This is a genomic window from Desulforegula conservatrix Mb1Pa (assembly GCF_000426225.1).
Taxonomy (GTDB): domain Bacteria; phylum Desulfobacterota; class Desulfobacteria; order Desulfobacterales; family Desulforegulaceae; genus Desulforegula; species Desulforegula conservatrix.
This window is the reverse complement of sequence record NZ_AUEY01000010.1, coordinates 1-20,577: the sequence shown is the minus strand read 5'-3', so window position 1 is coordinate 20,577 and position 20,577 is coordinate 1. Positions and strand designations below refer to the sequence as shown.

At 41.4% G+C, this 20,577-nt stretch carries 17 protein-coding genes and 1 tRNA gene; 8 read left to right on the top strand and 10 right to left on the bottom strand.

Going from position 1 to position 20,577, the window contains the following annotated elements; genetic code table 11:
• Nucleotides 1–27: 27 nt before the first annotated feature.
• The 3 genes from K245_RS23295 to K245_RS0105970 all read right to left on the bottom strand — a co-directional run bounded on the left by K245_RS23295 (nucleotide 28) and on the right by K245_RS0105970 (nucleotide 2,998).
• Nucleotides 28–1,155 carry an HD-GYP domain-containing protein gene (locus K245_RS23295; protein ID WP_084156144.1) on the bottom strand — a complete coding sequence of 376 codons (1,128 nt, stop codon included), beginning with the start codon at nucleotides 1,153–1,155 and terminating at the stop codon, nucleotides 28–30.
• A 51-nt stretch (nucleotides 1,156–1,206) separates the two neighbouring features.
• Nucleotides 1,207–2,025, bottom strand: coding sequence for a hypothetical protein (locus tag K245_RS0105980; protein WP_027358565.1), 819 nt, complete (start codon nucleotides 2,023–2,025; stop codon nucleotides 1,207–1,209).
• A 130-nt stretch (nucleotides 2,026–2,155) separates the two neighbouring features.
• Nucleotides 2,156–2,998 carry a glycosyltransferase family 2 protein gene (locus tag K245_RS0105970; RefSeq protein WP_027358564.1) on the bottom strand — a complete coding sequence of 281 codons (843 nt, stop codon included), beginning with the start codon at nucleotides 2,996–2,998 and terminating at the stop codon, nucleotides 2,156–2,158.
• 853 nt (nucleotides 2,999–3,851) lie between these two features.
• Between K245_RS0105970 and rpsF the strand changes: the two genes are divergently transcribed.
• The 5 genes from rpsF (at nucleotide 3,852) to hflX (ending at nucleotide 8,678) form a co-directional block, all read left to right on the top strand.
• Nucleotides 3,852–4,277 carry a 30S ribosomal protein S6 gene (gene rpsF, locus K245_RS23290; RefSeq protein WP_035276606.1) on the top strand — a complete coding sequence of 142 codons (426 nt, stop codon included), beginning with the start codon at nucleotides 3,852–3,854 and terminating at the stop codon, nucleotides 4,275–4,277.
• 18 nt (nucleotides 4,278–4,295) lie between these two features.
• Nucleotides 4,296–4,562 (top strand): 30S ribosomal protein S18, encoded by a 267-nt coding sequence (gene rpsR, locus K245_RS0105955; protein ID WP_027358563.1) that lies wholly within the window; start codon nucleotides 4,296–4,298, stop codon nucleotides 4,560–4,562.
• A 33-nt stretch (nucleotides 4,563–4,595) separates the two neighbouring features.
• Entirely contained in the window at nucleotides 4,596–5,039 is a 444-nt protein-coding gene (rplI, locus tag K245_RS0105950) for a 50S ribosomal protein L9 (RefSeq protein WP_027358562.1), read from the top strand.
• Nucleotides 5,040–5,143: 104 nt separating this feature from the next.
• Complete coding sequence (gene dnaB, locus K245_RS23285; protein WP_035276605.1) at nucleotides 5,144–6,499, top strand: replicative DNA helicase; 1,356 nt, start codon at nucleotides 5,144–5,146, stop codon at nucleotides 6,497–6,499.
• A 511-nt stretch (nucleotides 6,500–7,010) separates the two neighbouring features.
• The gene (hflX, locus tag K245_RS0105935) at nucleotides 7,011–8,678 is read left to right on the top strand and encodes a GTPase HflX (RefSeq protein ID WP_027358560.1); all 1,668 of its coding nucleotides are present in this window, start codon (nucleotides 7,011–7,013) and stop codon (nucleotides 8,676–8,678) included.
• 11 nt (nucleotides 8,679–8,689) lie between these two features.
• Here the strand turns inward: hflX and K245_RS26390 are convergent, their stop codons facing one another.
• The 6 genes from K245_RS26390 to K245_RS23275 form a co-directional block, all read right to left on the bottom strand.
• Nucleotides 8,690–10,024: a GGDEF domain-containing protein gene (locus K245_RS26390; protein ID WP_051283915.1), complete on the bottom strand. Its 1,335-nt coding sequence runs from the start codon at nucleotides 10,022–10,024 to the stop codon at nucleotides 8,690–8,692.
• Nucleotides 10,025–10,148: 124 nt separating this feature from the next.
• Nucleotides 10,149–11,111 (bottom strand): electron transfer flavoprotein subunit alpha/FixB family protein, encoded by a 963-nt coding sequence (locus tag K245_RS0105925; protein ID WP_027358559.1) that lies wholly within the window; start codon nucleotides 11,109–11,111, stop codon nucleotides 10,149–10,151.
• A gap of 2 nt (nucleotides 11,112–11,113) precedes the next feature.
• On the bottom strand, nucleotides 11,114–11,899 hold the full coding sequence (locus K245_RS0105920) for an electron transfer flavoprotein subunit beta/FixA family protein (RefSeq protein WP_027358558.1): 786 nt from the start codon (nucleotides 11,897–11,899) through the stop codon (nucleotides 11,114–11,116).
• Between the two features lie 113 nt (nucleotides 11,900–12,012).
• A complete protein-coding gene (locus tag K245_RS0105915; RefSeq protein ID WP_027358557.1) occupies nucleotides 12,013–14,100 on the bottom strand; it encodes a (Fe-S)-binding protein in 2,088 nt (695 codons plus the stop codon).
• A 327-nt stretch (nucleotides 14,101–14,427) separates the two neighbouring features.
• Entirely contained in the window at nucleotides 14,428–16,227 is a 1,800-nt protein-coding gene (locus K245_RS0105910) for an acyl-CoA dehydrogenase (RefSeq protein ID WP_027358556.1), read from the bottom strand.
• Nucleotides 16,228–16,253: 26 nt separating this feature from the next.
• Complete coding sequence (locus tag K245_RS23275) at nucleotides 16,254–16,829, bottom strand: TetR/AcrR family transcriptional regulator (RefSeq protein WP_269545259.1); 576 nt, start codon at nucleotides 16,827–16,829, stop codon at nucleotides 16,254–16,256.
• Between the two features lie 593 nt (nucleotides 16,830–17,422).
• Between K245_RS23275 and K245_RS0105895 the strand changes: the two genes are divergently transcribed.
• The 3 genes from K245_RS0105895 to K245_RS0105880 all read left to right on the top strand — a co-directional run bounded on the left by K245_RS0105895 (nucleotide 17,423) and on the right by K245_RS0105880 (nucleotide 19,750).
• Nucleotides 17,423–18,724, top strand: coding sequence for a pyridoxal phosphate-dependent aminotransferase (locus K245_RS0105895; RefSeq protein ID WP_027358555.1), 1,302 nt, complete (start codon nucleotides 17,423–17,425; stop codon nucleotides 18,722–18,724).
• Between the two features lie 266 nt (nucleotides 18,725–18,990).
• The gene (locus tag K245_RS0105885) at nucleotides 18,991–19,512 is read left to right on the top strand and encodes a YkgJ family cysteine cluster protein (protein ID WP_027358553.1); all 522 of its coding nucleotides are present in this window, start codon (nucleotides 18,991–18,993) and stop codon (nucleotides 19,510–19,512) included.
• A 151-nt stretch (nucleotides 19,513–19,663) separates the two neighbouring features.
• Nucleotides 19,664–19,750: transfer RNA gene (locus K245_RS0105880), tRNA-Leu, on the top strand.
• A 640-nt stretch (nucleotides 19,751–20,390) separates the two neighbouring features.
• On the opposite strand, the gene K245_RS0105870 is transcribed toward K245_RS0105880, so the two are convergent.
• A partial coding sequence (locus K245_RS0105870; protein ID WP_027358551.1) for an integrase core domain-containing protein occupies nucleotides 20,391–20,577 on the bottom strand: 187 nt, incomplete at its 5' end.

Sequence of the window (20,577 nt, the reverse complement as noted above, 5' to 3'; positions counted from 1 at the left end):
GAATACACTTAACTGGCAAAAATAGAGCTATAAGGAACCATCTCTTTTATCGCCAAAAAGAGAAGCCATGTTTATGTTTGTCCCAACTGCCAGATCTCTCTCGCTCCACTCAAAATCTGTAATCTCAAGTGATGCCATTTCTCCTACAGATCCTCTGAGCGTTATCATCTCATCAAGATGATCCAGAAACACATCTGCAATCTCAGGGTCAAACTGCTTCCCCCTTTCATTCTTGATAATTTCAGCCGCCACCTGAGGAGGATATGGTTTTTTATAAGGCCTTGCAGATGTCAATGCGTCAAAAGTATCTGCCACGGCAACTATTCTGCCGCATATGGGAATGGATTTTCCGGCAAGACCTTTTGGGTAGCCACATCCATCCCAACGTTCATGATGAGTAAGAGCGATATCGCAAGCCATTCTTATAATTGCGGGTTTTGAGTGAGCAAGGATTTTTGCGCCAATAATGGTATGGGTTTTCATTATTTCAAACTCATCAGGATCAAGTTTCCCGGGTTTGAGAAGTATTTTATCAGGAATACCGATCTTCCCGACATCATGCATTGGCGAGGCATACATGATTGTTTCCACAAAATCCGAAGGCATATTCATCCATTTTGCGATAAATGAACAATACTTGCTAATTCTTACAATATGGTCGCCTGTATCTTCATCCTTGTATTCAGAGGCAATAACCAGCCTGTTGACCGTATCAATATAGGCGTCTTTCAGCTCTGTGAAAGCCTGATTTCTCTGCTTCACCAGCGCTCTTTCATGGGTTACCCTTTTAAGACGTGCTAGAAGTTCTCCCAGATTGACGGGCTTATGAATAAAGTCCTTTGCGCCGAGTGCAATTATTTTCTCGTAAGTATAATCTTCAGCATAGCCTGTCATGACAATGATGTCCGTATCGTATTTTTCACGAATCCGGCCCATTAGCTCTATACCATTCATGTCCGGCATTCTGATGTCTGTTATTACAACGTCCGCATGAATGTTTTTGAGTATTCCAAGAGCCTCTGCCGCACTTCCGGCTGCTGTGCTCTGAAAACCGGCAAGTCTTATCGCATCCCTGTAAACAGTTCGAATGGGTTCTTCATCATCAACAACCAGCACATGAACTTCACTTTTCAAAAAAGGTTCTACAAAACTCATTAGGCCTCCGCCTTCAATTTTATGAGAAAGGCATCAAAATAATATTTAAACCTATGATTTAAAACTATCCAGCATTGCTTCGGCTTCCGCAAGATTATTTGCAAATGAGGCTTTATATCCTGCGTCAAGCTGTCCTTCCCCAAGGGTTAACTGAACCCATGTTTCAGGATCAAGCGCTTCTCTGTTAACGAGATTATCCAACCAAAACTCATTATTTACAACCCTTACGACAAAACGCATACCAAGCTTAGTCAAGCCTTTTTGCACACCCTTGACATCCTCAATAACTTTGACATCAAGGTTTGTCCAGTCGACCTTGAGAAATCTTATATCTAATATACAGCCAAAATCCGGTTTAAGCATTGAGGCTTCCTTCATTATAAGATCACACGTTTTGTTGAAATCAATGGAAGAAAGCCTGCTGAAAGATATATAAAGTCTGTTTCTATTAATATCAGCCTGAACAAGAGGATATATGCGCGAATGGCTTGACTCAAATCCTTTTTCAAATATTGACTCGGCTTTTGTCAAATCATCGACATAGGCAATATTGACTCCTGAAATCATTTCACTTTCTGCAAGGGCGGCTGCGAGCCAGACTTGGGATTCTGCTATTCGAACTATACCGCTTACGCTTTTTTCCTTCAACATCCTGTGCACATGAAGAATCTTCTCAAGATCCTCCTGCTCAATCCTTTCAACGGGTATTCTTAATCCCCTTATGTCTGTAATACATCCGAATCCAGGAGATAGCTCTTTCAGGGCCTCTCTGACATCGGCATTAAACCTGGAAATCTCAACCTTATCCATAACACCGAGAATCAAGTAAAGTCTGTTTTTCTCCGAATCAGCCCTGACCTGATAGCTCATAGATACCTCGTATGGAAGGATTTGAAAAGGAAGGCCAAAAGAACAGAAAATTTAAACAACATCATTATAAAACAGATATTGCTTTTCTTAGTCAACAAAAATCAGGCCAGAATCATGTCTTGTGTACTTTTTAAAGAAAACAGCCGTATTTTTCAGCAATGGCCATAATTTCCGATGCCTCAATATTCTTTCCTCTTTTAACACATCCAGCGGTGTAAATCCTACATTTTTCGCCCAATACGTTTAAAGCAGCATTTTTCTGAAAATCGTCAAGCCGGCCAGAGTCAATAAGCTGAGAAATTGAAATAATCCTGTATTTATCGAGGCTATCCATGGATGAAAGCTGCCCCTCATGCCCTCCCCTTTTCATCACAAGCGGTTCATCTATCAAAAATATAGGAATCGTGCAGGCAATTCTGAGCCAGAGATCATAATCCTCACAAGCTGGAAAATTTTCATTGAAATATCCGACTTCATGAAAAACACTTTTTTTCAGCATCACCGCAGAAGGACTTACGAGGCAAAGATTCAAGGATGGTTCAAATATCATCCCTGATGGTTTTATGTGTTTTTTGCAGGGATTGACTCTTTTGCCCCGTCTAATCCATATCTCTCCGGCCTGGCATACACTTGCCCCTGGATTTTTATGAAAAAAGGCAACCTGGCGTTCAAGCTTCTGATCCATCCAGAGATCATCAGAATCAAGAAAAGCAATGAAACAATGCTTTGCAGCCATGATTCCTTTATTTCTGGCTGAACTCACACCTTTGTTTTCCTGCCTTATATTTACAATTTTATCACCATATGAATTTATCACATCAGGCGTTGAGTCGGTTGATCCGTCGTCAACAACAATGATTTCAAAATTTCGGAATGTCTGCTTTAAAGCTGAATCCAGTGCTTCCTTAAGAAAATCTGGCCTATTATATACCGGAATAATAACACTTACACCTTCATGAGCATAAAAATCCATATTCTAATCCCCAGACTGATTATTGTTTCAAAAACAGTCATGATTCTTTTCATAACCAAATTAGCCGTTCAAACTGGCCATTCCTAATAACCCCAAGTAATTCCGAACCAGATTAAGAACAAGGATATTTTTGCCTTACTATTGACAACAAAATAAATAATTTTATTTTAATACTAAAGAATTTAGGGTGACCTAAATTAATTTCGAGTTTTTAAATAATCAATAAACATAACGAATAACAATTACCTCTTAAAAAGATTGAAATCATAATGAAACATTTCTATTAAAGGAGATATGTTATGAATCCAATAATTCAAAACTATATTGAAACCGAAGAAGAAGCAAGACTTGGCCACCTCAATACAAGAGAAGCTGTCGAAGGATGCGATGTAGATATTCCTAGCTAAATATATATGTAAATGGATGCCTCTGACAAAAAGGCATTCATTTACAAAAATTTGGAAAACCTCAACAAAAGCCCTTTTCTGGATAGCCAGATTAATTTCATAGTAACTATACTACAATCAGGTTATCAAACCTCTCTTTAATGATTATATTGACAAAGTCGCAAAAAGACCGATTTCCGTCATTACGGCGCAGGCCGAAATCCAGAAATATCTAAAAATACAAATATGCCAGATCAAGTCCAGCATGACGACACCGCCCGTTTTTGACTTTTTGCGAGACCATCAATTTTAATCTTCACTGATTTTAAAATGAAAAACCTCTTCCTGTAAAAATTGCCTTGACTTAAAAAAAATGCCGGTATAACTACCATCTGTTATTTGGATTCGGGAACTATTTTTATCCTTGCTCTGTATGGGACAGGGCTTTATATCCAAAAGGAGAAAACATGAACAGATACGAAACGATTTTTATCATTGAGCCCGACACCGGCGAAGAAGGTCGGGGTCAGCTCATCCAGAAAGTCAAGGACATCATCACCAATTATAATGGTGCCTTGATTGAAATGGATGAGTGGGGCACCAAAAAAATGGCTTATGAAATCAGAAGAAAACTCCGCGGCTATTATGTAAGAGCCGATTACTGCGGCAGTGGCGATCTGATTGCGGAATTGGAACGCAACTTCCGTATTGATGACCGCATTCTCAAGTTTATGACCATCCTTCTGACAGAAGATACAAATCCGGAAAAGGTCAGGATTGAACTTGAGGAATTAGCTGCACAGAAGGCAAAAAGAGCAAAACTTGCAGCTGAAAGAGCGGCAAGAGAAGCTGATCTTGATTCTGACGATGACCAGACAGACGACAACGACTAATATCCGAGGAGTTTAAATATGAATCCAAGAAACGCCGGAAATAAAAAACGTAAACGCCGGGTGTATCAGCGCCGCAAAGTATGCCGTTTCTGCGCAGACAGCACAATCCAGATTGACTACAAGGATGTCCGCACATTGAAATACTTCATCACAGAGCGCGGAAAAATTCTTCCTAGAAGAATAACTGGTTCTTGTGCAAAGCATCAGCGTGAACTTAACACAGCCATTAAACGCGCAAGAACGATAGCTCTTCTGCCGTTTGTAGGCACCCTTGAAACCAATTAAGATGTGTATCCGCCCAAAAACGGAGGTTTATAAATGCAAGTCATCCTGCTGGAAACAATAGATTCTTTAGGGATAGCCGGCTCCGAGGTAAAGGTGGCAGATGGATACGGCAGAAACTACCTTCTTCCAAGGAAAAAGGCGCTTCTGGCGACTCCTCAGAACAAAAAGCTGATGGAATCCCAGAAAGCCAAAATAGCACTCAAGATCGAAAAAGAAAAAGGCCTTGCCAATGAAATGGCTAAGCGTCTTGAGGCTGTCGTTATCACTGTACCTGTCAAGATCACTGAAGACAATCGTCTTTACGGTTCTGTCAACGCCATCGATATCAAGGCAGCTCTCGAAGCCATGGGTATCGAAGTTGAACGCCGCATGATTCTTCTTTCAGAGCCTATCAAGGCTGTTGGTTCTTTCAAAGTACCTGTAAAGGTTTATTCAGGTATAGAGCCAGAGATCACAATCGAAGTAATAGCTGAATAAATATTTTTCAATAAGTATTTATCATTAAGGTTTTACTGGCCGTTTCTGAAAAGGAACGGCCAGTTTATTTTTCTTCACACTTCACTTTTTTCAATTTTCAAATTATGGCATACTCAGACTCAAGCTCACAGGGACGATATCCTCAAAATGTTGAGGCCGAAGAGTCGGTCATTAGCGCTGTACTTCTTGACAATTCAACCCTTATTGATGTTGTTGAAATACTGTCACCAGATGATTTTTACAAGCCTTCACATAAAAAAATATTTGCTGCTGTCTCTGATCTTTTTGCTAAGAGTGAACCTGTTGACCTTGTAACTCTCTCTGAAATGCTCCAGAAAAAAGGACAGCTCGAAGAAATCGGCGGAGCATCGTATCTTGCAAGAATCATCGACACTGCGCCCATGGCTGTCAACGCCAGACATTACGCAAAGATCATTAAGGACAAGGCCGTCCTTGGAAGACTGATTAATAAAGCATCCACAATCATTCAAAAATGCCATGACAGCCAGGTGGATGTCGAAGATGCCATAGATTTTGCTGAAACAGCTATATTCGAAGCATCGGGCGATAAAATAAAACCTTCGTTTTACTCAATAAGTAATATCATCCAGACAAATATAGATACTCTTGAAGATCGCCAGAACAAAAACGAGATTTATACAGGAACCCCTGCCGGCTTCAGGCAATTAGACAATATGACTTCTGGTCTTCAGAATTCGGATCTTATTATCCTTGCAGCACGTCCAAGTATGGGTAAAACCGCTTTTGCACTTAACATTGCAAGAAACACGGCCTTCATCTCCAAAAAGCCAGTAGCTGTATTCTCCCTTGAAATGTCCAAGGAACAGCTTTCCATGCGTATGCTTGCTTCAGAAGCAAGGGTCGACTCATCCCTTATAAGAAACGGTAAATTTTCTTCGAGCGACTGGCACAGAATCACCGAAGCCGCTGGTATTCTGAGTGATGCTCCTATATTTATTGATGATTCACCAGACCTTACTGCCATGGAAATACGTGCAAAATCGAGGCGTCTTAAAATGGAAAAAGATCTTGGCCTTATCATAATTGACTACCTCCAGCTTATGAGGGGCAGAGCAGGATCTGAATCCAGAACCATAGAAGTGTCGGAAATTTCAAGATCACTCAAGGCCCTGGCCAAAGAGCTTCAGGTTCCTGTGATTGCTCTTTCCCAGCTTAACCGAATGCTTGAGCAGAGGAGTGACAAGCGTCCCATAATGTCCGACCTTCGCGAGTCAGGTGCACTCGAACAGGATGCTGACCTCGTAATGTTCATTTACAGGGATGAGGTTTACAACAAGGATGAAAACAACCCTAATAAGGGCAAGGCTGAAATAATCATAGCAAAACAGAGAAACGGCCCTGTAGGAACCGTGCACCTTGCTTTTTTAGGCCAGTATACACGATTTGAAGATCTGGCTTATGAGCCGTATCATGGCTAAAGAAATTACAAGAAGCTCTCCCCTTTTTTTTAAAAGCTATGTTCACTTTAAGTGTAGAAAAGTATTTTATAGAATATCATTCTGATATTAATAACTAAAAAGGGGCCTCCTGCGGGTCGCTTTTTGAAAAAAGCTTGGCAAAAACTTTTCGGTTATGGATTCTTTTGCTTTAAAAACATATGTTCTCAACTCGTAATAAAAAAACATAAAAGTTTTGGGAAAGGTCTGGAAAACCCTTTTTCAAAAGGGTTTTCCAGTAATGATGCAACAACAGGCTTGCCATTCAAACGGCCTGACTCATTTCAAATGTTCAAGCTGTGACATTGATGAGTATAGTATCTAAGGTGAACATAGCCATTAAAAAACAACCAAGCAAATGCAATAAATAGCCTCCAAGAGTTATTGAATATTTAGTAAATTTTATCGATTTGCTTTCCCGTCATTTGAAGTATATAAACCATTATATTCAATTTAATACAACTTCGACCATCATCAAAAATAAAAGAGAAAAATGAAAGAATTATCAGGAAACCTGTCAGGGCTTGCCTCAAGCCAGATTAAAAAAATCCAGAAGCTTTATGACAACAAAATAAGTTCTGAATTTTTAATCTCACAGCCAGTTCTGGAGCGTCTGGTAGCACTGTCCCATGAAATAAGACGCCAGATAGGCCTTCTGGTTAACAGAGAAGGCAGAATCGAAAATGTAATGATTGGTGACGCGCACCAGATAATGATCCCGGAAACGCCCGACTACAAGGCGACTCCAGGGAGGCTCAAGGGTCTGCGCTGCGTTCACACCCATCTTGATGATTCACCACTCACAAGAGACGATCTCACAGACCTTGCTCTTCTAAGATTAGACATGATTGCCTCTGTGACTGTGAGACAAGATGGTAGGCCTGGTTTTATCTATACAGCCACAATAAAGTCTGATCCGAGCAGTCAGCCACCATACGAGATTTTCCCGCCAATCACCCAGGCCAATCTCGATATGGATTGCAAGAATTATATTTATACTCTTGAAGCAGGCATAACTAAAACAGGAAGTCTTTATGAGGCCCGCGCTGATCAGGAAAAAGCTATTCTTGTAAGTGTCTCATCTCAAAAAAAAGATTACGCCCAGGCTGCCCTGAACGAGCTTTATGAGCTTGCAGTTTCCAATGATATTTTTGTCATAGACACAATTCTGCAGCAGAAATCGAAACCTGATCCAAAATTCCTAATGGGAAAAGGAAAACTCAGCGATGTAAGCATTCTTGCCATGCAAAAATCTGCAACAATGATCGTCTTTGACCAGGAACTAACACCTGCTCAAATCCGTTCAATTACAGATTATATAGACCTCAAGGTTATAGACAGAACCCAGCTTATCCTAGATATTTTTTCCCAGAGAGCAAAAAGCAGGGAGGGAAAACTCCAGGTGGAACTTGCCCAGATGAAATATCTTCTCCCCCGTCTTGCGACTAAAAACACGGCCATGAGCAGACTCACAGGCGGAATCGGAGGAAGAGGACCAGGAGAGACTAAGCTTGAGATCAATCGAAGGCGGGCAAGGGAAAGTATAGAAAAAATGACCAAAGACCTTAAGCTCGTACAAAAACACAGGGAACAGCAAAGAGCCAAAAGAAACAGGATGGGACTGCCGGTTTTTTCCATCGTTGGATACACAAACGCAGGTAAGTCAACCCTGCTGAACAGTCTTACCCAAAGTGAGATTTATACCAAAGATCAGCTCTTTGCCACCCTTGACCCTTCAAGCAGAAAACTTAGATTCCCCCAGGAAATAGAAGCAATAATAACAGATACTGTCGGCTTTATAAGGGATCTTCCAAAAGAGCTTGTTGTTGCATTCAGGGCAACACTTGAGGAGCTTGAATCGGCAGATGTGCTTGTTCATGTCATAGACATCAGTAATCCGGCATGCATGGAACAGATTGAATCCGTAGAAAAGATACTCGGCCAGCTTCATCTTGAAGATATTCCCATCATACCGGTTCTGAACAAAATGGATCTTCTTGACCATGAGACAGTGGATATAATGTCAAAAAAGCTGGGAGGGATCCCTGTGTGTGCAAAAGACAGAAAAACGCTGAACCCCCTTTTTGATAAGATGGCTGAATACGCTGTTCTCAAGCTAAGGGGAGCAGAAGAACCCGATGAAAACCTTGAATATGAATAAGCTTCTTATGTTTATTCCAATAATGAATCATTGTCAGGTATAGGCGGGAGATCCGTGACTTCTGGTTCCCCTGGCGAGTATCCGACACTGTCATATTCTATGTAAAAGCCTTTTACCTTCTTTGCTTCGTACATAAGATTATCAGCTCTTTTAATCAGATCATCCGCCTCATGAAAAACATGGGGCCCGGTCTGAGCTATCCCAATGCTTACAGACACCTCAGGAAATATCGCATTCAGACCTTCTTTGAATCTGTCAAAAAAAAGGCAGGCACTCTTGGCCGGGGTACCAGGAAAAACAACGCAAAACTCATCTCCGCCAAAGCGGAATGCCCTGTCTACATCCCTCATGGTTCCTGTCAGTACGCCTCCGATTGTCATCAAAATCTCATCCCCTTTCTGATGTCCCAGCGTATCATTTATCTTCTTGAAATCATCCAGATCAAAAAAAGCAATGGATATGGGGAAAGAAATTCTTTTTGAAAAGGAAATATTTCGCTGAAGAAAGCTTTTAAAAATTGTCTTATTAAAAAGACCTGTGAGGGCGTCACGCCTGCTCATCTCCTGAAGCTCCCTAGCCCTGTTAACTACCTTATAATATGCAAGAACCATCGGGTTCATATTTCTGTTGTCTTTGATTACATTCTTGGAAGGTGGCTTTGGAATATGCTTGGAAGCAACCTTGAAATATGCCATGGCAAAAGGGTTTTTACCGGATTCACGTTTGACGGCTTCCTGAAGCTCCTTGTTCTTAGCAGCTACTTTGAAATAAGCCATGGCAAACTGAGCTGGCTTCATTGCATTTGTTTCCGGATTAGATACAGTTGCAATTTCTTCAGGAATCGCATTTTTAACTGCGTTATCGATATAAAAATCATAGGCAATGGAAATTTCAAGCATTAGCAGTCTGTCAAACGCTCCTGTGATTGCAAATAGAGATGGTGATCCTCCAGCCTTTCTGGAAATAACATCAACAATTATGTTTTTTATAATAAACAAAAATGACTGGTAATATTTAAACGGAACCCCATTTTGAATATTACCAATTATAAGTTCAATTCTATTATTTGCATATGTTTCATCGTAGCTTCCTGAAAAAAGTGATCTGATATATTCGTTCAAAGGCTTAGTATATTTTTCAAGTTCAGGATGTTTATCTTTAATTTCGTAAAATTCGTCTCTATCGTATATCCATTCGAAGAATTTGATATTTATCTCATTTATTGAATTTTCAAGTAGTTTGCTACAGTCGGCAATGATATTTTCATGAATTTTAGCAAAGGTATACAGCTTTTTTCTCTGTTCTATTTCTGAAGTTGAATAAAATGCATGGAGGGATTCATTCATTTTTATATTTCCAAAAAAACTGAGGGCTTTTGAGAAAGAATTAATTTGCTGGAGGATATTTTAAACACCGGTCGGCTATAATCCGACCGGTGTATAACACTCTAAAACTAAGGCAGAAAAACGACTATTTCATCTCGCCGATCTTCTCAGCAAGTGCTGGAAGGAATTCAACGATGTCAGCTTCTATACCAACATTTGCAACCTGGAAGATAGGAGCGTTAGGGTTTTTATTGATAGCAATAATAAAACCACCCTTTACGCCGCCCATGTGCTGGAACGAGCCGGATATACCACAAGCCATGTAAATCTTTGGCTTAACAGTTTTACCTGATGTACCAACCTGGCGTGAAGCATCCATCCATTTAGCATCAACTATTGGACGTGAGCAGGAAACTTCAGCTGCCGCTCCAATTGCTTCTTTAAGATCAACTGCAATCTGGATGTTTTCCTGATCCTGAATACCACGGCCGATTGATACAAGAACATCAGCTTTGGTGATATCAACATCACCTGCTTCAGGCTCAACAACCTTGAGGAAAGTACGCTTTGAAGCAAGATCACCAGCAGCGGCAGACTTGTCAACAACTGTACCAGCAGCTGTTGCATCAGCCGCAGCAACTGCACCCGGACGCATATTGATTACAGCACCAGTAGAAATATCTATGGTGGTGTGAGTGCTTACGCTACCGCTGAATTCCTGACGAATAAGCTTAACGGTATTGCCGTCAGCGCCTTCGATATCAACGATATCGGAAGCAAACGCGCCGCCAAGTTTGATGGAAAGGCCAGGAGCAAGATCCATTGCGAAAGTATCATGGGCAAAAAGTACAACGCTTCCGGCAGGAAGTACGTTAACAAGTGCCTTACGAACAACTTCTGCATTTGGATATGCAAGAGCAGCGTTATCAATTTTAATAACTTCTGCAAAAATTTTAGCCGCTTCAGCAGCAACCGCGTCAACACCGGAACCAACAACTATACCGGTAACTGAAGCATCGGTGAACTTTTTAGCAGCAGCAAGAAGTTCTTTGGCTGTATCATCTACAGCGCCATTCTTATGAGAAACATAAGCGAAAACCTGTGCCATTATTACAGTCCTCCGTTTGCTTTCATGATTTCAATGAGTTTGCTGATGATATCATCAGTGCTGCCGGTGAGCATTTCTGCGCCTTCGCCGGTTTCAGGGATGAAATAATCAACACGCTTAACTTTTGCAGCGCCTTCACCAACTGAAGCTGCGTCAAGTCCAAGATCGCCGGCGCCGAAAACTGGAATATCTACGGAAGCAACCTTACGTATACCACGAACACCAACATAGCGTGGCTCGTTGATACCAGTCTGGATAGAAAGAACGCATGGAAGAGCCATTTCGTTCATTTCCTGATTTCCGCCTTCGATTTCACGGCCAACAGTGATATTGCCTGAACCGATTTCAATCTTGTTTACAAGTGAAGCATAAGGATAATCAAGGATAGCAGCCATCATACCGCCAACTGCCGCAAAACCCTGATCTGCCTGAGCACCGCTGAGAACGAGGTCATAGTTACCTTTCTTTACGCAAGCAGCAAGAATGGTAGCAATACCTTTAGCATCTGAACCTTCGAAAGCGTCATCCTTAAGAAGGATAGCTTTTTCTGCGCCCATAGCCATTTCACGACGAAGAACTTCGTCTGCATCATCATCGCCAACAGTTACAACAGTAACGCATCCGCCTTTTTCTTCAACTATACGGATTGCTTCTTCAACTGCATAGTTGTCCCACTCGTTTACAGAGTAAACGAGGTCATCGCGCTCGATGTCGTTTCCGTCGGAATTGAGAACGATCTCGTTTTCCGCCGTATCAGGAACTCTTTTAACACATACGAGAATTTCCATTTAATTCCTCCCAGTTTATTGAATTGTGACTAAAATCACTATCCTTGTACCGGTTTGATGGCCAGCTGAGTATCAGGCTGGACCCGCTGGGTTTAGGCAGCGGGCGACCATTTTTACCGGATTATATGTTTTTCAACAAGCTCTACGAAATCAAGAGCTTCCATCTTGCCTTCAAGGTTTGCAACCTTGATTGCATCTTCCATGTTAACAAGGCAGAAAGGACATGCAGTTACAATTACATTAGCACCTGCGGTTGCTGCCATCTTGACACGGAGAACAGCCATACGTTCTTCTTCGTGTGGCTCATAGAAAAGCATGAGACCACCACCAGAACAACAGAATGAACGATCACGGCTTTTGAGCATTTCAACGCGCTTGAGACCAGGAATTGCATCAAGAACATCACGAGGCTCGTCATATATGCCATTATGGCGTCCTAGGTAGCAAGGATCATGATAAGTGTATACTTTTGTATCGTCTTCAATCTTCCTGAGTCTGACCTTGCCACTCTTTATTTCACGAAGAATGGTCTGGCTGATGTGCTCAATCGGAGTATCATTGAGTGTGCCGTAATCATTCTTGAGAGCATTTAGCGCATGAGGGTCGGATGTAACGATTCTCTTGCAGCCGGTTTCCTTGATCATTTCAGTATTGTGGTTCTTGAGATCCTGGAACATGAGTTCTTCACCGAATCTGCGAACTTCGTTACCAGAATCTTTTTCATCTTTACCAAGTACGCCGAAATCTTCACCAACATGGTTAAGAACAAGAGCGGTTGACTTGGCAATGTTTCTCATACGGTCATCATATGAGGTGATGGAGTCAACAAAGTAAAGTGTTTCAGCCTTATCACCATTATCAAATCTCTTGACAGGGCAATTAGCGGCAAATTCTTTGTCTTCCGCCCATTCTGCACGTTTCTTCTCAACCTTGCCCCATGGGTTACCGCGTTTTGATATAGCCTGAAGAGGTTTCTGGAGTGTCTGTGGAACCATGCCTTCATCAACCATGGCACGACGCATATCAACAATCTTGTCAATATATTCGATTCCGATTGGGCATTCCTGTTCACAGGCACCGCATGTTGTACATGACCAAATTTCATCTTCATCATAAATGCTTCCGATAATGAGACCTTCCTGCTTGTGGCCTTCGCCCATGAGCGGATACTGCTTGAATATCGCGTCACGACCCTTGATGGATATAAAACGAGGTGAAAGCGAACGGCCTACTGTTCTTGCAGGACACTGATCTGAACAGCGACCGCAGTCTGCACAGCTGTAGAAATCAAGTATATGCTTCCATGTGAAGTCTTCAAGTTTCTTTACGCCGAAATAAGGAAGATCTTCTATCTTGTCATCAGCAACACCGTACTGAATTGGCTTGATATTCCCTGTTTTGATACGCATGAAGTATACGTTGAAGATCGATGTGATAACATGAAAGTGCTTACCCATAGGAAGGAAACAAAGAAAGAAAAAGAATACGAAATCATGGACATAATAGCTTGCCACATGGAGTGTCTGGAGGGTTTCCATGGAAGCGCCCTTGTAAACAAGCATTTTCATGAAGAACCATGCAAGTGTACCAGGAGCCATGAAAGCAACATGCTCTGCGCCAGACTTGATTTCTGCTGCGACATACGCAGATTCGAACATTGACTCACTGCACATGAGGGTCATGATGATCGCAAGTACGAAAACAGCTTCTGCAGTATGATCTTTACCGAAACGCTTTGGAACTGAGTAACGCTCTGGCTGGAAAATTCCGCGGCGGATTGCGGCAACAAGACAAGCGCCGAAAACAGCTGTTGCCATATAATCTTTAATTACATTGTAGATCTTGCCAAGGATTCCGCCGAAACCAGGAACAATGAAGTCATTAAACATACCAATGACAACGAGCTGGGTTGAGCGGAGAGCAAGACTTAAGAAACCAAAGAATATTATGATATGAAGTACGCCTGCCATCATATATCTTGGCTGACGAAGCTGGGCAAGATAGATGAGAACAACTTTCATGATACGCTCAGGAATGCTGTCAAATCTTGCATCTTTCCTGGCGTTCAGCAAAGGCTGAATGCGCTTTGCCATGATGTAGGTAAAAAGGCCCACGCCAACCATCGGAATAATAGCCGACAGAATGATCGTGGGGATTCCCAGAAAACTAAAACTATCTGGAGCAATTAAAACAGGTTCCATTTAGATTCCTTCCCCCTTCATAAATAGTTAAAATGCTTGAACTTTTATATTAAACGATGCCTCCCGCACCGCCTACAAACCGGCTGGATAATCGACCAACTCTTAATAAACAAAGTTCTGACAGTCAAGAAAAAAAACAAGCCCGCAGCTGATCGACAAAAAACGTAATAATTGATAACATACTGATATCTCACAGTATCATATCAAGAATCGTTTTAGAGCCTTAGGATGATTATCCGCTATGAATATACTTTTGATGCAGTTTTTATTTTAAGGACGGAGCAGGCCCCGTCCTTAAATATTCTATTTCAAATCAATCAATATCGATTAGGAAGCAAATGCATCCTCATGAATTTCATTTACAGCTCCATCACAGGCAAGAATCGCTTCCATCTTACCATGAGTTACAGGAAGTACGCTGTTTGCAAAATACTGGAGAGATTTCACAATGCCTTCATAGAAAGCGTCATCTTTTTTCTTCTGGCCAATTTTGGGCTGAGCAACAGCCGCGCGCCACAGAAGCATCCACGCAACAGTTACATCACCGCAAGCCTCAAGGAACGGATGAGAGAAAGCAAATGCATTGAGAACTTTATCAGTCATGGCTGTCTTTGCCATATGCATAGCAACTTCACCCATCTTATTAACTGCTTTTTCAACTTTTGCCGTAAGATCATTGAGAGCAGGAATTTCTTTTGCCATCTTTATGGTCTTGTTCATCTGGGCCATGAAATCCATGAAAATCTTGCCTTTTTTCATGCCAAGCTTACGGCCAAGGAGGTCCATGGACTGAATTCCGTTTGTTCCTTCATAAATAAGGGTAATGCGGCAGTCGCGGAGAAGCTGTGCCTGGGGATATTCTTCAACAAAGCCATATCCGCCGTATACCTGCATACCATGAGAGCAAACTTCGAAAGCCTTGTCAGTAACATAGCCCTTTCCTATCGGAGTAAGAACTTCTGTAAGACCTTCCCACATTTCCTTCTCTTCATGATCTGTGCAAACCACTGACATGTCATGGCAGTAAGCAAGATAATAAAGAATGCTTCTCATGCCTTCCACATAAGACTTCATGATCATAAGCTGACGTCTTACGTCAGGATGCTGGATAATTGGAACGCCGGGTCCTTTTGGATTTGTTATGGCCTTGCCCTGAACACGTTCCTTGGCATAACCAACTGCGTTCACATATGAAGCTGACGCACATCCGAAACCCTGAAGACCAACAAGCTGACGCGCTTCATTCATCATGAGGAACATGTGGCTCATACCCTTGTTTTCTTCACCAAGGAGAGTGCCTAAGCATGGCCCTTTTGCTCCGAGGGCAAGAGAGCAGGTAGCATTGCCATGAATACCCATTTTGTGCTCAATCCCCGTACATTCAACATTATTGAATGCGCCGATGCTTCCGTCAGCATTAACAAGGAATTTAGGAACAAGGAAAAGAGATATGCCTCTTGTGCCTTCCGGAGCGCCTTCGATACGAGCGAGAACCGGATGGATGATGTTGTCAGCCATATCATGCTCGCCGCCGGAAATGAATATCTTGTTTCCTTCGATATTGTATGTGCCGTCAGCGTTCTTTTTGGCAACTGTTTCGAGGGCGCCAACGTCAGAGCCAGCGCATGCCTCGGTAAGAAGCATGGTGCCTGTCCATTTTCCTGTATAAACATTCTTGAGGAAAACTTTTTTCTGCTCGTCAGTACCAAAGCTTTCGATGAGCTTTCCGCAGCCATGGGTAAGGCCTGGATACATCATGAAAGGATAGTTTGCTCCGTTGAAATGTTCACTTGCGGCAAGAGCAACGGATCTTGGCATTCCCTGACCGCCCCACTCCGGTTCCTCGGTCATTGCAACCCATTCGCCATCTTTGAATATTTCCCAAAGTTTGTAAAAAGGCTTCGGAATTTTCACCTGACCATTTTCAAATGTACATCCCTGACGGTCGCCTTCAACCATTGTAGGAAGAATTTCATTGATGGCAAGCTTGCGTGCTTCAGTCACGATCATATCAACGGTCTTTTTGTTGTATGAAGCGAACTTTTCATTCTTGCTGAGTTCGGTTACGTTGAGCTGTTCATGAAGAACAAAATCAACATCCCTGCGGTCACAAATCTGTTGAGCCATGACAATCTCCTTAAATATTTAGTCTGTTAAGGCCCTGTTGGGGCCAATTTTTCCCCTGCGCCTATACCGTTTATAACTAGATTAACCAAAGGATCCCCCATGCTGACAAGATCATATTTGCCGCCGGAAGAAACCCAGGTATTGATTACTTCATTTACCGCGCCAAGAATAAATCTCTTCGTGAGGCCCATATACAGTTCTTTACTGAATAATCCCTCATCCTGACCCTGTTCCAGGATATCACCCAGGGCGCTCAGATATTTTCTTGTCATTTCATTTAGCTGGTCTCGCATCTGATGATTTCCTTTGGTCTCGGACTGGAAAACCATGGCCATATCTATATCAGACTGGAATGCTGCCAGATGACTTTTAACCAGATTTCTGAGCTTTTCAACAGAATTTTTACCTTCATCCACAGCCATCCAGAATCCGTCGAAAATTTCCTTGGCCTTATAGGAAAAAAACTGAAGAAGAATATCGTCTTTGTTTTTGAAATACAGATATATAGTTCCGTCAGCCACACCGGCTTCTTTGGCGATCTGGGATATTGTCGAGCTGAAAAAACCATTACGGGCAAAAATGCGGATAGCTGCTTCGAGGATGCGATTATATTTTTCTGACTTTCCCTTGAGATTGATAGCGGCCTCCGTAGTTTATAGCAGAATGCTGAATGAAGATTCATTCAATTAGCAGCCGTCATTATCATTGTCAAGAAAAATGAAATCAGCCTCGCGCTTACTGAAATGCCGCATTATATCGGAACCAAATTGCAGAAATCAAAACGGATGAGCTATAATTTCAGAATTCCTGGAAATGGTGAGTCGGCCTTAAAAACACCTTCGTCTCCGGCCAGATTTTTTTCTGATGACGTCATTTTTGATTTAATAAATACTCAATTTTCTTTTTATTGCCTTATATGCCGAATTTGATTGCTAATCATAATTTGATTTTGTAAATTTTCTGCTTCTGAAAAATTAGGTTTTTTCAGGAGAAATAATAATTTTGACAAGGTCGCAAAAAGTGCAGTTTCCGTCATTCCTGAGCAGAACGGAATCCAGAAATAACTTAAAATGCAGGATACCGGATCAATTCAGGCATGGCGTTGACGCTCTCTTTTTTGACTTTTTGCGAGTCCATCAATTTTCACTTAATTTTCAAAATGGAATTTTTTTAGATTCCGCCGGGGTAATTAGTTATGCGAAGAGATATTGTTCATGCTGGTTCAGGACAGCTAACCTATGAAATCAGGGAGATCGTAGCTGTAGCCCAGGATCTTGAAAAGCTGGGCGTAAAAATTACTTGGGAAAACATTGGAGATCCGATTGCAAAGGGTGAAAAACTGCCTGCATGGATCAAGGAGATCATCACAGATCTAGCATCCAAAGATGAAACTTATGGTTATGTAGCAACTCCCGGAATTCCTCAGACAAGGGAATTTCTTGCGGACATAATCAATAAAAGAGGCGGCTATCAGGTTACAGCCGATGACATTATTTTCTTTAACGGCCTTGGTGATGCAATCGCCAAAATTTTCGGTTTCCTCAAACGTGAAGCAAGGGTAATAGGACCATCCCCGGCGTACTCTACCCATTCTTCTGCCGAAGCCGCCCATTCGGGCTACGAACATTTAACATACGATCTTGATCCTAACAATAACTGGATGCCTGATCTGGTAGATCTTGAAAACAAGATTAAATATAACGATTCCATTACAGGCATCCTTCTCATTAATCCCGATAACCCGACAGGCGCGGTTTATCCACGGGAACTGTTAGAGAAGATAGTCGATATTGCACGGAAATATGACCTGTTTGTAATTTGCGATGAAATATATGCCCATATCGTATTTAACGGAGCTGAAACGGTGCACCTGAGCGAAGTAATTGGTGAGGTTCCAGGGATTGCGCTCAGAGGTATATCCAAGGAATATCCTTGGCCAGGAGCGAGATGCGGTTGGATAGAAGTCTTTAATCAGGACAAGTATCCGATGTTCAAGCAGTATATTAAATCCGTAAGGGACGCTAAAATGCTTGAGGTTTGCTCAACAAGCCTGCCTCAGTATTCGATTCCCCATGTCATAGGCGACCCTAGATATATAGAGCATCTTGAAACCAGAAAAAAAATGTTCGAATCAAGGGTCAACGAAGCTTATGACATACTCAGCAAGGTTGAATGCATACATGTCGTAAAACCAAAGGGTGCTTTTTACATGACGGTATTGTTCAGAGACGGAATACTGAATGAAAAACAGTCACTGCCCGTCGAAGGTGAAGGCGCAAAAGCATATATAGAAGAAAAGATCAAAGGGGTTGAAGTGGATAAACGCTTTGTCTATTATCTTCTGGCTTCCACAGGTATTTGCGTCGTTCCTATAACAGGCTTCTGCTGTAAACGCAAAGGCTTCAGAATAACCCTCCTAGAATGTGATGATTCAAAAAGAAGATTAACATTCAATACTATCGCTGATAGCATTAAAAAATACGTCGAATCAAAATAACAGAATATTTTCTGGCCGGTTTTTACCGGCCAGTTTTTTTAAAATCATACATATACTGAAAACGGGCATAAACTGCATTTTTACTCCCCCACCCGTTTTTGTGAGAGGGTCAGGGTTAGGGCTAAATTGATTGATTTTACCCCCCTCATTCCAGTCTTCTCCACGGAAGCGATGGAGGAGGAGCTGTTTTGAAAACTTCAATTTATGATTGATGTGCAGTATAGCAAGTTTTTTTCACCCGTATTTTTATGAAAGATTATTTTTAAATGACCACCAATAGCAATGTTAAAGATTTTCTGCTTAACTATAAAAACCTCGTCAAAAAAATTGATGAAAAATGCCTTTCCATTTCAACACATTACAATCAGCATATAAAATGTAAAAAAGGCTGTAGCCAGTGCTGCAAGCTGGACGCTGTATTTCCTGTGGAGGCTGTATCCATAGCACTATCTGTTATTGATAATAAAATAGGATTTAATGCAACAAGGGAAAACGAAGACTGCAATTTTCTAAAAGAAGGGATATGCACGATTTACAACGAAAGGCCGATAATCTGCAGAACCCACGGATATCCAATATTTTTTGAGGAAGATGGACGACAGAAAGCCGACTGCTGTTCAATGAATTTCTCTGATATTGATGAAACTTTAGGTTCTAATGCCTTCGTAGACATAGATAAAATAAACAACCTGCTTTACACAATCAACAGCCTGTTCATCAAGGAACTGAACCTGCCCTTCACTCCTGATGAGAGGGTCTTGCTGACCGATATTGAAAAATTCATTTGAATTTTTTGCGACGTTCCCGTTATCCCAAACAATAATGTTCACAACTGATTCGAAATGAATCCGTAATCAGCAAAACAAAAAATGAAGGTAATTTCTCAGACATATTGACAAATCGATATAAACTGCATATAAACTCGCATGTTTTTAAAATGCCTGGATGGTGGAATAGGTAGACACAAGGGACTTAAAATCCCTCGGCTGCGAGGCTGTACCGGTTCGATTCCGGTTCCAGGTACCACATAAAATCAGGTAGTTACCCCAAATAATTAACTCCTGAAAAACAGAGTAAAAATTTCCAGCATGGAAATAGCATGGACTCGATAATAACCCGGTCTGCTTTCAAGCAAGATCGGGTTTGTTTTTTAAGCACATCAACCTACTCATTTTTTTTTAATGTCGAGAATTAGTTTTATATCAAACTAAATTTAAGCCTATAGAATCTACTTGCTAAATATTAAATCCACTGCCCTTTTCTCTCTTCCTGGACTTCAATAATTTATAAATGGTCCATTTTTACACTTCTTTAAAAAAATATGGATTGTCATAAAAAAAACAAAAAACCGTCAATACCCAAATTATTTCTATGAAGATCCTTTGAGGATTAAAAAGTTAAGCATAACTAACTTTCAAAAATCAGATCCTCAAAAATACAAATAAAAAACATCGGATAATTTCGACAACCTGCCCTTCACATCAGCAAGGACAGCTCTTTCAATGATGCCGAGGCTTAAAGCCTCGGAAAATCCTAATCCCAACACCCCAGTTGTTATAAGTGGTCGGTTTTGATTGGACAGATTTTCTGAAAATATAAGTGAAAATCCTATCAACAAATCCTTATATAATTTTGACCTCTGTGTCTCATATTTTTAATAAAAGCTTCAAGCGGCGATTGGAATTTCCAGACCTTCAAAATATGTTTTATCAGGCGTATTATTCTTAAAGCTCTGGTGAGGCCTTTTTGTGTTGTAGAACCTCAGATAATCGCCAATTTTGTGTCTCGCTTCTGACATGCTTCCATAGGCCTTCAGATAAACCTCCTCATATTTCAAACTTCTCCACAGCCTT